Source organism: Pseudomonas sp. 8Z, from assembly GCF_902506535.1.
GTDB lineage: Bacteria > Pseudomonadota > Gammaproteobacteria > Pseudomonadales > Pseudomonadaceae > Aquipseudomonas.
On the sequence record NZ_LR733826.1, the window covers coordinates 144,251 to 156,490 of the forward strand.

The window sequence follows — 12,240 nt, forward strand, 5'->3', positions numbered from 1 at the left end:
GGTCACTCAGGCGTCGGCGTTGGCGTTCAGCAGGCGGTCATAGCCAGCCTTGTCCAACAGGTCGGCCAGCACGGCGTTGTCGGCCAGGCGCATGCGGAAGAACCAGGCCTTGTCCAGCGGCGACTCGTTGACCAGCTCCGGGCTGCCTTCCAGATCGCCGTTGATCTCGACAATCTCTCCGTCCAGCGGCATGACGATGTTGCTGGCGGCCTTGACCGACTCCAGCACGGCGACTTCCTCGCCCTGGGTGTAGGCCTTCACTTCCGGCAGTTGCACGTATACCACGTCGCCGAGCGCGTCCTGGGCGTAATGGGTGATGCCGACGGTCACCAGACCATCGTTATCCAGACGCAGCCATTCGTGATCGGCGGTGAAACGCAACTCGCTCATGTGAACTCCTCAAAGGGCAAAGGTGGCCTGCTTCTGCGGCAGGCAACGGGGAACCCGCAATAAGGCGGGTTGAACTACTGGCCCTAGAGCAAGCTTGGTGCCATCGCAATAAAACACAATTAAATCAATGGTTTAGTTGTTTGTAGGGTGGCCGCCAAGAGTGTTTTGGAACGATATCGTTCCAAAACGCCTCGTCGTTTTTAGCAAAGTCGAGGTCGCACCGGCGGGAATGGGGCTTTACCTGTGTCGTTACGAAATCGTTACGGTGGAATGATTTTGCTACGGTTGAGCTGCAAGCCACGTCCTGCCTGGCTTGTAGCCCGCATGCATCCGGGAAAATCGTGCAGGTAACCCCCGGATTCGTCGGCTGGCTCGTGGGAGGCGCTTCAGCGGCGATTTTGTCGAGGCTGTCGCGGCTAAAGCCCCTCCCACGGCAAGTGGACGACGCTTTTGATATCCGCCGGGTGATGCTGCAGGTTGTGCTTGTGTTGGTGGGCTAAAACGGATCGCCGCCCGGCCCACCCTACGCCAGCGAGCGTCGTTACAGCTTGCCGATGCCGTACTTGCGCAGGCGTTTGGCGATGGCGGTGTGCGAGGTACCCAGGCGCGCGGCGAGCAGGCGGCTGGAGGGGTGGCTGGCGTAGAGCTTTTCCAGCAGCGCCTTCTCGTATTCGTCCATGGCCTGTTCCAGGCTGCCGACCTCGCCCTGTACACGCGGCGCCACTTCGGTCACGGCGATGTCCAGGTCGTCCATCTCCACCCAGTTGCTGTCGCAGATGGCCGCGGCGCGGAAGATCACGTTCTGCAACTGGCGCACGTTGCCCGGCCAGCGCCCGGCCAGCAGCGCGGGGAAGGTGGCTGGCGCCAGGCGGCAGGGCAAGCGCTGAATCTGCGCGCAGGCCTGAGCCATGAAGTGCTGGGCCAGCAGCAGGATGTCCTGGCCGCGCTCGCGCAGTGGCGGTACTTGCAGATTGAGCACGTTGAGGCGATAGAACAGATCCTCGCGGAAGCTGCCTTCGGCCACCATCTTTTCCAGATCACGATGGGTGGCGCTGAGGATGCGTACGTCCACCTTTACCTCACGGTCGCCACCGACGCGGCGGAAGCTGCCATCGCTCAAGAAACGCAGCAGCTTGGCCTGCAGGTAGGGCGACATTTCGCCGATTTCATCGAGAAACACCGTGCCCTGGTTGGCCAGCTCCAGCAGCCCCGGCTTGCCACCACGCTGGGCGCCGGTAAAGGCGCCGGGGGCGTAGCCGAACAGCTCGCTCTCTGCCAGGTTTTCCGGCAGGGCGGCGCAGTTCAGCGCCAGGAAGGGCGCGGTGCGGCGCACGCTGACGGCATGGCAGGCGCGCGCTACCAGCTCCTTGCCGGTGCCGGTTTCGCCATGGATCAACAGCGGCGCATCCAGCGACGCCACGCGCAGGGCGCGGGCCTTGAGCGCACGGATCGGCGCGGATTCACCGAGCAGTGAGTCGAAGCCCTCGGCATGGTCGTGGTGCAACGCGGCCAGGCGCTGGCCCATGCGGCTTGGGGCGTAGAGAGTGAGCAGGCCGCCGGTGAGGCGACCGTCCTCGGTAATCGGCTGGGCATCGAGCAGCAGCGGCTGACTGGCGAAATGCACCTCGCGCAGTGGCTGGTGGAAACCGGCGGCGAGCAGCGATTGTTGCAGCGCATCGTCGGCGAACAGCGCGGCGATGCTCAGGCCCTCGGGGGCGCGGCCGTAGAGGTCGTTCAGCGCCGGGTTGGCCAGTAGCACCGTGGCGCGGTCATCCACCGCCAGCACCGGGTCGGGCATGGCGGCGAGCAGGGCATCGAGCTGCAAGCGGCGGCGCTGGCCAGGGAGAATGTCCACCACCTCCACGCTCTGCACGCCGCGCACCTGCAGCAGCGCGCCGCGCAGTTCGTCGAGCACCTCGGCGCTTAGCGTCGGTGCGTCGATATAGACGTTTGGCGGTACCATCTCCACCGCATCGAGGTTCAGATTGCGCCCGCCGAGCAGCGCCAGGACTTCCTGGGTGATGCCGACGCGGTCGATAAAGCTGACGTGGATACGCATTGATGATGGTCGAAATGGGCGAACAGGCGGCGATTATGCCTGCTCCGCCCGATATGAGGAAAAGGGCAACAGTGTGAGCACAGAAAAACCGAACCGCGCCGACTACCACCGCGAGCACCAGGCCCGCGCCGAAGCCGAAGCCCAGCGCCTGCTGGCGCGCAAGGCTGAACTACAAGGGCGCTGGCTACCCTGGGTGGCGCAGGAGCTGTACCAGCTCAGCCCACCGGAGTTCGCCAACATGGTGCGGCGCGAGTTGCAGCGCCTGGCATAGCCCGCCACGACGCAAACCCGTAGGAGCGGCTTCAGTCGTGATCCCGCAATAGCCCCAAGCGTCACCTGTGGGAGGGGCTTTAGCCGCGAGCCTTCGTATCCTGCGAACCTACGCCCGCTTGCGCCCGCAGCGGCTCATATCCACCTTGCCCACATAAGGGTTGCCCCAGCCCATCACACAGGCCACCTGCTGGTTGCGCTGGCGCTCCCAGGGTTCGGCTGGGTAGGTCTTGCTCCAGGCTTCGTAGAGTTGGCGATCCTGCTTGGACAGGCGCAGCTTGTAGTGGTCAGCCATATAGAAGTAGGTGCGCGCGATCATCCCGCGAATGGCGGCGCGCGGCATCACCTTGCGTGCCTTGAAGTCCACCACCGTCTGGCACTGGCCGTATTGGGTGGGCTGCTGTGGCAGCCAGGCGAAGCTGTAGTTGCTGCGGTCGCCATTCACCTCACCGATGCTCGGCACCAGGTTGTGCAGGTCGGCCTCGGCCTTGCGGAACTGCGCGTCGTGAGCTGCACAGTTCTTGCGCCCGCCTTTCTGCCAGCACTGGCGCTGATGGCCGATTACCCAGGCGGGGACGATGTGTTCCCACTCGATACGCTGCGCGCGGTTGGCATTCTTGCGCGGCGTGTAGCCACAAGAGCGCAGGTCGACACGCTTGCCGCTGTACTTGCAGCCGCAGTAGAACTCGGTGGACTGCTTGGCATACAGCGGCCAGGCCAGGCGCTTGGCCTCGGCAAAGGTGGCGGGTGCGGCGTTGAGTGATAGAGGGAGTAAACAGCAAACGAGGACAGCGAGGCATCGAATCATGGGGCGGCAGAGTAGCCGCCGTTGATGCCCTTGTGAAGCTAAAAAATCATGTTTTTCAAAGGTTTAAATGCTGGCAAGAAGCCTTGATAATGGCCTCTTGCTGCGCCTTTTCAGAGCAATGAAGCAATGTGCGTAAGCAACCGCTGCGGGCCTTCGTATAGTGGTTGCCCGGCAATTACATGAGGCGTGCCATTGATCTTGAGCAACAACTGCGGCACACCACCGGACGGCAGCGCTTGCATTGCCTGTTGCGCCCGAGTGACACGCTGTGCGGTGGCGTCGGCGAGTGAGCGGTCGTCGCTTAGGCGGGCGCTGAACGCGTCGAGGTCGAGGTCGAGCCCGGCGCTACGCGCTACATCCAGCGCAATCTGCGCGACCGCTTCGACGCGGCAGGTGTCCACCCCGTCGACGTAGCGGGCGAGTTGCGCAGTATGCAGCAGACGCAGTTCCAAGGCAGCGTCCTGTTCGCCCAGTGCCGTGAGTGCCCGCGTCAGGGGCGTCGAATCGAACACCCCATCGGCGGCCAGCAGCACCTGCTCCCGATAAGCCTCGCTAAAGTGTTGGCCTGTGAGCGTGGCGATGCGCTGGTCGTTCTGCCAGGCGAACTCGGCAATGCCCGCGATGGGGCGCGGCTGCATGAACAGCCCCACGGGCATCATCCGCAACGCCGCGCCATGGCGCTCGGCCAGGCCGACCAGGGCTGGTGCGCTGGCATAACACCAGCCACAGAGCGGGTCGAAGAAATACTGCAGTTCGAGGTTTTGCATGGTCATGGGCGAGGTCTCCTGTGCGCCCACTCTATCGTTGCGTCATGCGCAGATATAGCGCGTGACAGTCGCAGCTTTGTTGCGCAAAGCGCGCGAGTCAGCGGCTAACTGAACCTCGGCAAGCGCTGATCCTGCTCCCCATGCTCGACCTCCGCCTGCTGTACTCGGGGCAACCTTGAGCGCCGTTCTTCTCCGTATCGCTTGGCTAGATGGCTAATTATTTTTCGATTAAAAAGCTCTTAAAGCCATGATTTGTGGGCCTCTTGGCCTATTTTTTAGGTAAGGTAAAATTTTTTACCTTACGTTTATGCATGCTGTAGCCTGCGTCCAAACCAAGGCTGAAATGCCTCTTTATGAGCTTTTGAAGACCGATACGTTAGATTTCGGACATCGGACTTAGTCTTGAAATGCTCGGCCTCCAGGCGCTTGAATCACAGGCAAAAGCCATTGAGTTAGAGGACTTGACCTGGCTGCGCGTGCGATTGAGGAACACGAACAGCACCGGATTGAACACCTCCACCTTGATGTCCAGCTCGACCAGGCCGTTTATGGATTTACGGAAGTCGACCGGTTTGGGGTAGAGGTAGAGTTTTTGCACCTTGGCATCGGGACGCATCATGGTGAGGCTCCTGTCTGTCGGAAACGGGAGCTCTGCATCCGCAAGTGGATGACTCAGATGAAGGTGGGGTTTGTGGAGCGCTTACCAACTGTCGGGAAGATCCGGCAAGCGCAACGCCAGCAGCAGGGAAAAGGCCCGCAGCAACAAACGGCTGGTACGGCCAATCACGACCGCGACGAAGTGCTGCCAACTGCCATCCTGATCCTTCGACCAGGCCGTCAAGCGCTTGTGCAGCGCCCCGACCACGGCTCGCAGTACGCCGTAGATCAGCGCCGTGGCGACCAGGACAATCGCCACGTTGAGCCAGACATCGCGTTCAAGCCAGATATTCCACTGTTCCATCGCCAGGGGCCTCCAGAAAAAGACATATAGGGTTCTGGTGGCGTTGGGGGGTAGAAGTTCCGGGGAAATGGTTGAGTGGTTTGTCTGGTTGTGTGTACAGGGAATCGAACCCTTTCCAGCCCTCGCTGTGATCCGCAACGGCCGACTTTTCTGGCCTTGTAGACCAAGGCCAATTGCATTTTTTCGCTATCCCTTGCAGTGATTTCGACACTTTTTCGACATTCTAAAGCCTCATAGGATAGAGGAAATTTCTTAGATTCACTGCGAAGGCTTCAATGTCTTCATTGTAGGTATTGCAGAGAAGTTCAAATATTTCACTTTTGCTCATGAGATTTCTGATTAATAAATCCTTGAATACTCTTTTATGCTCTTTGCGCGGTATATGTCCTGTGATTCTTGGGTGCACTCCGCCATTCTCGTGAAGATCATGCAGCGCCTTCTCGACACTATCTAAAGGAATGCAATATGTATTGGGGCGGCTGCCTATTTCCTCGTTTCGCATGTCTCCATCCATAATGGCTATTACATTTCTCTCTATCGATAAGAACTCTTCATTGATGTTGCGTTGCAATAAGTCGGCGACGCTAGCTGCTGTGCCTGTGTGTATTATGTGGTACTTGTAGAATGTGTTTGGGCAGTATTTGGCAATTATGTGCTGCAGGAAGTCTCTTAGAGTAATGTCCTCGGTTAGTATGTATTTGTCATACCCGTTAAAGCCAAACATTACGCTTTTTATGTAGTTGTATGAGACCTCTTTGATTTCTGTTGTTGCATCATTCTCCTGCATGTAATACAGCTCTCCATCATCGAGCATTCGTATCATTGCTAAGGAGTGAGATGTGAATAGGATGTTTATCTGGAACTCTGTGCAGCATGCCCTTAGCCAACGTATCAGCCTTACCTGGGCTGCTGCGTCCAGGGAAATATCTATTTCATCTATTACGATAAGTTTTCGGCGGCTTTTTATTTTTCTGTATAGGCTTATTAGTAAGTATTCGCCAGAGCTTAGGTAATCTTCGCGTATGTATTTATTTTCTGGCAGTACTATGCAGTAATATTCGCTGTTTTTGACTTTGATGGCTCTGATGTTGTTGAATTTGTCGCTATCATATATTTCGCTTAAAAAGGAAATTAAGTCATCTGGTCTTGAGTATTGTTCTAAAACAACGGCGCGCCTTATGTCGTCGTCAACATTGCTTATCGTCTGAAAGAAATTGAAGCGCTGGCCGTGAGGTAGTGGCAGTTCTACGTCGATGTTTTCCTTGATCTCGTCTGGTATGTTTTTTTTGCAGTTAAGGCTGCTTATGTTTTCGACATACTCGAAGCTATAAATTTCTTCGTTGACTTTGTACGTTATGTTGCTGTTCTTGTGGAAGATTGAATCGGCGGAGGTTTTTTTAAAGGTGTCCGCAAGTGAGAAGTTTTTTATTGCTTTGATAAGGGTTGTTTTGCCGACTCCGTTTTTTCCTACGATACAAGATATCTTATGCTCTGAAAGATTTAGAGAGAGAGTTAGGGACTCGACATGTTGGACGCGCCTAACTTCAAAAGTTATTTGCATGGCGATCCTCTTTCTTTTTTGTTCTGTGTAAGAACATGTCTATTACGGTTGCGCCAAATTTCTTTCTGAGTTTTTCTAGGTAATTTTTATCTATGGTGCTTACGTAGTTTAAGTACCCGAAGAGTAAGTCAACTCCCTTTGTCATGTCTTGCTTTATTTTTTCATGATCAAGAAATTTATCTCTGTCATTTACATAGTGGAAAAGTAATACTTCGATTTCATTTCTTATCTTTATGTCAATGGTTACTTTTCCGTTTGGCAGTATGGCCAATCCTAGGAGTTTTACTTTGTTTCCTTTTCGTGTGTGTTTGCTTTTTTGTTTGTTTAGATTTAGTTGTCCATTGTGATGCTTGTTTAAAATAAATTCGATTGTGCTTTCAATAGGTTCTATTTTTTCTTGATTTTGGCTTGATATGATTATGTCGTCTGAGTATCGCGTATAAATTAGTTCGTTCTGTATGCAAAGTTTCTCTAATTCGTTGTCGAAATCATAAAGGCAGGCATTGCTCATTACTGGTGATGAGGAGAATCCCAGTGGCAGAGAATTGTTAAGTGTGGTGAGCTCTACTATCCTGTCGATATGGTTTTCGATGTCTAGTACGGGGCTGTTGTCAGAATTATTTAGTATGGTTTTTCGTATTAGTGGTGTGGTTAAGTTCTCAAAGAAATGTTCAATGTCTGTTTGAAAGAAATATTTGCTTTGGGCGTGTTTGGAAACGGCGTCAAGGGAGTTGAAGCCTTTTCTATATGAGTAGACTACTCTTGGGTTGATGTTCAGGTATTCAAGTATGAATAAGCTAATGAAAGAGTGAAATGTTTTCAGTTTTTTTGTTGTTCGGTATATTGTGCGTTCTTTTGCTTTGAATGATGCATATTCAGCACTTATGTCACTTTCTATGAAGTCTTTGAAGCTGTATTTTCCGTGATACATGGCCTCAAATAGGACTTCTAGTTTCTTCTTGTTCATAAAGGTCTTCACCTGATGCGAGCCAATTGCTCTAGCTACCAATTGGCGTGAGGTCGTGACGATGAGGCATAGCAGATGTTACCGCAGGATGCGAAACAAGGAGTGCTAGGAGTCGGGAATGTAGGTACTGGCTTGAGCTGGAGGCTGGAGAGTGCTGCTAGGTGCCGAGGAGGTTTTTTACTATTTGTACCGCTCTTCTTATGCCTTGCATCAAGAAGAGCGGTACAAACGTAAAAAGGATAAAGGCGCCTAGAGGTCAGACTGTTGACTGGAGCTACTCCTAGTCGCTGACATGCCCTCATTTTAGGGGAACCTGAGCCAAAATCAAGCATCTGCCATGACGCTCCTCTGCTTAGTCAAGTCCTACGGCATACCAGCGTCTAGCTGCTTCCTGTGACGAAAAGGTGACAGATTTATTTTCTGCCTGACGCCTTTCCCGTCTGATCGCAAAGCGCCATCTTTCCCGGCCCAAACCCTTGCGGTCAAGCCTTTCAAACGCCAGAAACGAAAAAGCCCCGTCAGTGATGACGGGGCTTTTGCTTGGCTGTCTGGAGCGGGTGATGGGAATCGAACCCACGGCTCTAGCTTGGGAAGCTAGGGTATTACCATTATACGACACCCGCAGCGGGTGCCTTTATACCGGAACCTGCGGCGGAAATGAAGCGCAAAGCGCATTCGCTTTGCGCTTGGTGCTCTTCATACCGCCATCGCCTGCAGTTCGCGCAGGTCGCCTTTGACTGGCAGTTGCAGGCGTTTGCTGGGGGCGTTGAAGAAGTCCAGCAGTACGCGTTGGCTCTGCAGCCAGGCAGCCTTGTGCTCCATGTCGAGGAAGTGGCCGGCATCGTCGATCACGGCGAACTGGGCGTTGTCGATGTGTTGGGCGAACAGGCAGGCGTCTTCCACTGAGGTGTATTCGTCGCGGTCGCCGTTGACGAACAGCAGTGGGATGTCGATGGCCTGCAGGCATTCCTTGCGGCAGTGCGCTTCCATGCCCAGCACCTGTTTGATGTGTGCGTACATCTGCCGGTACTCGTGTTCATCAAGGGTGCTGATGTGTTTGTGGTTGAAGCGCTTGAACAGTGAGGGCAGGTGTTTGCCGATGGTGCTGTTGACCAGCAGGGCTACGTTGTCGCGATCTACCGAGCCGAGGAAGCGCAAGCCCTTGTGCAGGTAGTCGAGCATCGGCACGTTGAGGATCGGCGAGAAGGAGCAGATGGCGGCTTTCTCCAGTGTCGCCGGGCGTTGCGCGAGGGCGAGCAGGGAGGCGACGCCGCCCCAGGAGAAGGACATCAGGTAGTTGGCGCCGTAGTGGTCGATCAGGTGCAGCAGGATCGCTGCTTCGTCTTCCTTGGTTATCGGGGTGAAGTCCGTGTTGTAGGGCTTCGACTGGCCGGCGTAGGGCAGGTCGAAGGCCACCACGTTGAATTGTGGCTGTAGGTATTTGACCGTTTGCGCGAACGAGGCGGTGGTGGCCAGTGAGCCGTTGACCAGGATGATGGTCTTGCTTGCTGCCGGATTGCCGTAGAACTCCGTGTGTACCTTGTGCTTCCTGTTGATCTCGACGACTGCGGTTTCTGGCCTCATGTCGTTTCCTCCTGGCGCAAGTGGGTCGTGGCGAGCGGTTGGCCGTTCGCTGTGCTTCAGCAGAGAAGAAAAGCGCCTGAGCGTGACAGCTTGATGTCAGGCAGGGGATTTTTATAAGTATAGGAATTTCAATCAGTTAGGATCGTAACGGGCGGATATTCCAGGCTTTTTAGGGCCGGAATAAGCGGTGTTACCAGGCAGGAATCCAATCGGTGCAGAGCACCAGCAACTGACGAAGATATATGCGTCTCTCGCTGTGACTATTTGGTCATGCGCAGACTTATGATTCGATTCAAGCAGGTGCCTTGCAGCCGCGCAAGGGTAAGTCACATTTTTATCTGTGATTGTTTTGACCGTTGGTCGGGTTGCCGTTTGGCGCGATGAGAGGCGCTCAGACGCTGGCGATTTCCGTAGCTGTCAGGGCGCGGTACTGGCCGGGGGCGAGCTGCGGGTCGAGGGTGATGGCGCCCATGCTTTCACGGTGCAGGGTGACGACGCGGTTACGGAAGTGGCCGAACATGCGCTTGACCTGATGGTAGCGCCCTTCGAACAGGGTCAGGCGGGCGCTGTGGCTGTCGAGGATTTCCAGTTGGGCGGGCAGGGTGGTCAGGTCTTCATAGGCGAAGTACAGGCCTTGGGCGAAGACCTCGGCGTATTCGCCGGTGATCGGCTGTTCGGTGGTGACGTGGTAGACCTTGGGTTTGCGTTGCTGTGGTTGGGTGATGCGCCGCGACCAGCGCCCGTCGTTGGTGATCAGCAGCAGGCCGCTGGTGTTCAGGTCGAGGCGCCCGGCCAGGTGCAGGTCGTGTTTGTCCGGCTCGTCGAGCAGGTCGAGTACGGTGCGGTGTTTGTCGTGTTCGGTGGCGCTGACCACGCCGACCGGTTTGTGCAGCATCCAGTAGCGCGCGCTGCGCCCGGCTTGCAGCAGTTCGTCATCCAGCTCCACGCGTTGGAAGTCGCGGATCTCATGGAGTGGGTCGCGGACGATCTGGCCGTCCACGCGCAGGCGCCCGGCGCTGATTAGCAGGCGGCTGTCCTGGCGGCTGAAGCGCGGGAAGTTGCTGAGGAAGCGATCCAGGCGCATGGCTCAGTCGCGCTCGTTGCGTTTGGCGGCTGCGACGGCACCGGCGCAGGCCGGGCACAGGCAGGCTTGGTCGCGTTGCGCGGGCGTCAGGCGCTCCAGCGCGTTGGGGTCGATTTTGGCTTCGAAGCACCAGCAAGGCTCGTCGCTGCGGCCAGCGGCGATGCTGCATTGGTTGGCTTTGCCGCATAGCGGGCAGCGTTGGGTGTCCATCAGTTATCGCTGCACACGCGGTCGCGCCCGGCCTGCTTGGCGCGGTACAGGGCGCGGTCGGCGCGGCCCAGTAGGGCGTGCAGGCTTTCGCCCGGCTGCCACTGGCTGAGGCCGAGGCTGACGGTCACTTGCAGTGTTTTATCACTCACCGGGTAGCGTTGTGCGGCGCAGTGCTGGCGCAGTTTTTCCGCCAGTTCATGGGCGGCTTGGCGGTCGCTGTTTTTCAGTAGCACGATAAATTCCTCGCCGCCCCAGCGGCAGAGGATGTCGGACTGGCGCAGGGCGCCGCGCAATTGTTCGGCGAAGCGGCGCAGCACTGCATCACCTGCCAGGTGGCCGTGCTCGTCGTTGATCAGCTTGAAGTGGTCCAGATCCAGCAGCAGCGCGCACAGCGGGATGCTGTCGCGCTGCGCTTCTTGCAGGGCTTGTTCGGCGAGCAGATCGAAGCCGCGCCGGTTGGGCAGTTCGGTGAGGCTATCGGTGGTGGCGAGGGCGTCGATGCGGTGCTGGTAGCGGCGGATCGCCAGGCTGACCAGGGTGAGGACGATGGCGGTGACCATCAGGCATAGCAGCAGGTTGAGGTAGAGGCCGTGGCGGATGTCGGTCAGGGCCTGGTCTTGTTTGTCGACGAACAGATACCACTCCAGCTCGGGAATGTAGCGCACGTTGAGGAAGTGCTCGCGGCCATGCTCCTGGTATTCGAAGCGGCCACTCTGTGGCGTTGGCAGTTTTTCCAGCAGTTCGCTGAGGCTGTCGATGTCGGCGAGCGAGTCGCCGACTTTCGCGCCCATCGGCCCGCCTTGGGTGCCGGTGAGGGTGATGTGGCCCATTGTGTCGACGAAGTAGACGCTGCGCTCGTAGCGTTGCTGGTATTCGTCTATCAGCTTGACCACGGCGTCGACAGCCAGGCCTACGCCGGCGGCGCCGATGAATTTGCCGTCGTAGTCCAGCACTTTGTAGTTGATGAAAATGGTCAGGCGGTCGGCGTTGGCCATGTCGACGTCGACGTTGATTTCGTAGGGTTCGCGTAGGCCACGCACGCGGTAGTACCACAGGTCGCGCGGCTCGTCCGGCCTGACCTGTTTGAGCACGCCTCTGGCCTGGTAATAGGTGCGGGTTTTGTCGGAGACGAAGAAGCTGGTGACGGCGCCGTAGTGTTCCTGCACTTCGCGCAGGTAGCGAGTGACCTGCGCCGGGTCGTGCTCGCCGGCCAGCACCCAGTCACGCAGGAAGGTGTCGCGGGCCATCATTGAGGAGATGAGGATGGGGCGCACCAGATCTTTCTGGATTTCCGAGTAGACGGTGTCGGAGGTCAGCGGCAGTTCGGTGTTGACGATGCTGTCGCGGATCGAATCACGCGAGGCGTGGTAGCTCAGCAATGTGGTGCTGAGAAAGCCGCTGCCAAGCAGGAACAGGAGGAGCAACCTCAGCGAGGTTTGCGTTTGCCTTTGGCGGCGCAGGGGCATGGGTGAATCCGTGGGGCGAGTTGATGGCGTGATGCTAGCTGGTTGGGCGTGGAAAGCGCCAGTTGTGATCACAGTTGGCGCTGTTTTATCGGCTATGGATGTTTGGCTAATAG

At 56.8% G+C, this 12,240-nt stretch carries 13 protein-coding genes and 1 tRNA gene; 1 reads left to right on the plus strand and 13 read right to left on the minus strand.

Annotated features, from left to right (window positions below):
- Positions 1–6 precede the first annotated feature (6 nt).
- Complete coding sequence (gene gcvH, locus AERO9A_RS10010) at positions 7–390, minus strand: glycine cleavage system protein GcvH (protein WP_159971820.1); 384 nt, start codon at positions 388–390, stop codon at positions 7–9.
- A 541-nt stretch (positions 391–931) separates the two neighbouring features.
- On the minus strand, positions 932–2,449 hold the full coding sequence (locus tag AERO9A_RS10015) for a sigma-54-dependent transcriptional regulator (protein ID WP_159971821.1): 1,518 nt from the start codon (positions 2,447–2,449) through the stop codon (positions 932–934).
- 73 nt (positions 2,450–2,522) lie between these two features.
- Here AERO9A_RS10015 and AERO9A_RS10020 point away from each other — a divergent pair, with 73 nt between their 5' ends.
- Positions 2,523–2,720 (plus strand): hypothetical protein, encoded by a 198-nt coding sequence (locus AERO9A_RS10020; RefSeq protein WP_159971822.1) that lies wholly within the window; start codon positions 2,523–2,525, stop codon positions 2,718–2,720.
- A 108-nt stretch (positions 2,721–2,828) separates the two neighbouring features.
- Here AERO9A_RS10020 and AERO9A_RS10025 read toward each other — a convergent pair whose 3' ends face one another.
- The 11 genes from AERO9A_RS10025 to AERO9A_RS10075 form a co-directional block, all read right to left on the minus strand.
- Positions 2,829–3,527 (minus strand): endonuclease, encoded by a 699-nt coding sequence (locus AERO9A_RS10025; protein ID WP_159971823.1) that lies wholly within the window; start codon positions 3,525–3,527, stop codon positions 2,829–2,831.
- Positions 3,528–3,637: 110 nt separating this feature from the next.
- Positions 3,638–4,300 carry a DsbA family protein gene (locus AERO9A_RS10030; protein ID WP_159971824.1) on the minus strand — a complete coding sequence of 221 codons (663 nt, stop codon included), beginning with the start codon at positions 4,298–4,300 and terminating at the stop codon, positions 3,638–3,640.
- 370 nt (positions 4,301–4,670) lie between these two features.
- The gene (gene tnpB / locus AERO9A_RS22460; RefSeq protein WP_256665900.1) at positions 4,671–4,913 is read right to left on the minus strand and encodes an IS66 family insertion sequence element accessory protein TnpB; all 243 of its coding nucleotides are present in this window, start codon (positions 4,911–4,913) and stop codon (positions 4,671–4,673) included.
- An 81-nt stretch (positions 4,914–4,994) separates the two neighbouring features.
- Positions 4,995–5,255, minus strand: a complete 261-nt coding sequence (locus AERO9A_RS10040) for a hypothetical protein (protein WP_256665902.1) — start codon at positions 5,253–5,255, stop codon at positions 4,995–4,997.
- A 223-nt stretch (positions 5,256–5,478) separates the two neighbouring features.
- Positions 5,479–6,816, minus strand: a complete 1,338-nt coding sequence (locus AERO9A_RS10045) for an ATP-dependent endonuclease (RefSeq protein ID WP_159971825.1) — start codon at positions 6,814–6,816, stop codon at positions 5,479–5,481.
- Positions 6,800–7,783 (minus strand): reverse transcriptase domain-containing protein, encoded by a 984-nt coding sequence (locus tag AERO9A_RS10050; protein ID WP_159971826.1) that lies wholly within the window; start codon positions 7,781–7,783, stop codon positions 6,800–6,802. The genes AERO9A_RS10045 and AERO9A_RS10050 overlap by 17 nt, the downstream gene beginning before the upstream one ends.
- Before the next feature lie 549 nt (positions 7,784–8,332).
- Positions 8,333–8,406, minus strand: a tRNA-Gly gene (locus AERO9A_RS10055).
- Between the two features lie 73 nt (positions 8,407–8,479).
- Complete coding sequence (locus AERO9A_RS10060; protein ID WP_159971827.1) at positions 8,480–9,367, minus strand: alpha/beta fold hydrolase; 888 nt, start codon at positions 9,365–9,367, stop codon at positions 8,480–8,482.
- A gap of 391 nt (positions 9,368–9,758) precedes the next feature.
- Positions 9,759–10,451, minus strand: coding sequence for a pseudouridine synthase (locus tag AERO9A_RS10065; protein ID WP_159971828.1), 693 nt, complete (start codon positions 10,449–10,451; stop codon positions 9,759–9,761).
- 3 nt (positions 10,452–10,454) lie between these two features.
- The gene (locus AERO9A_RS10070; protein ID WP_159971829.1) at positions 10,455–10,661 is read right to left on the minus strand and encodes a cysteine-rich CWC family protein; all 207 of its coding nucleotides are present in this window, start codon (positions 10,659–10,661) and stop codon (positions 10,455–10,457) included.
- Positions 10,661–12,127: a sensor domain-containing diguanylate cyclase gene (locus AERO9A_RS10075; RefSeq protein WP_159971830.1), complete on the minus strand. Its 1,467-nt coding sequence runs from the start codon at positions 12,125–12,127 to the stop codon at positions 10,661–10,663. Before AERO9A_RS10075 ends, AERO9A_RS10070 begins: the two co-directional genes overlap by 1 nt.
- Positions 12,128–12,240 lie beyond the last annotated feature (113 nt).

What these genes read in the sequence shown, in the direction of transcription:
- gcvH (WP_159971820.1), bottom strand. Translation starts at nt 390, where the DNA reads ATGAGCGAGTTGCGTTTCACCGCCGATCACGAATGGCTGCGTCTGGAT.
- AERO9A_RS10015 (WP_159971821.1), bottom strand. Translation starts at nt 2,449, where the DNA reads ATGCGTATCCACGTCAGCTTTATCGACCGCGTCGGCATCACCCAGGAA.
- AERO9A_RS10025 (WP_159971823.1), bottom strand. Translation starts at nt 3,527, where the DNA reads ATGATTCGATGCCTCGCTGTCCTCGTTTGCTGTTTACTCCCTCTATCA.
- AERO9A_RS10030 (WP_159971824.1), bottom strand. Translation starts at nt 4,300, where the DNA reads ATGACCATGCAAAACCTCGAACTGCAGTATTTCTTCGACCCGCTCTGT.
- tnpB (WP_256665900.1), bottom strand. Translation starts at nt 4,913, where the DNA reads ATGATGCGTCCCGATGCCAAGGTGCAAAAACTCTACCTCTACCCCAAA.
- AERO9A_RS10040 (WP_256665902.1), bottom strand. Translation starts at nt 5,255, where the DNA reads ATGGAACAGTGGAATATCTGGCTTGAACGCGATGTCTGGCTCAACGTG.
- AERO9A_RS10045 (WP_159971825.1), bottom strand. Translation starts at nt 6,816, where the DNA reads ATGCAAATAACTTTTGAAGTTAGGCGCGTCCAACATGTCGAGTCCCTA.
- AERO9A_RS10050 (WP_159971826.1), bottom strand. Translation starts at nt 7,783, where the DNA reads ATGAACAAGAAGAAACTAGAAGTCCTATTTGAGGCCATGTATCACGGA.
- AERO9A_RS10060 (WP_159971827.1), bottom strand. Translation starts at nt 9,367, where the DNA reads ATGAGGCCAGAAACCGCAGTCGTCGAGATCAACAGGAAGCACAAGGTA.
- AERO9A_RS10065 (WP_159971828.1), bottom strand. Translation starts at nt 10,451, where the DNA reads ATGCGCCTGGATCGCTTCCTCAGCAACTTCCCGCGCTTCAGCCGCCAG.
- AERO9A_RS10070 (WP_159971829.1), bottom strand. Translation starts at nt 10,661, where the DNA reads ATGGACACCCAACGCTGCCCGCTATGCGGCAAAGCCAACCAATGCAGC.
- AERO9A_RS10075 (WP_159971830.1), bottom strand. Translation starts at nt 12,127, where the DNA reads ATGCCCCTGCGCCGCCAAAGGCAAACGCAAACCTCGCTGAGGTTGCTC.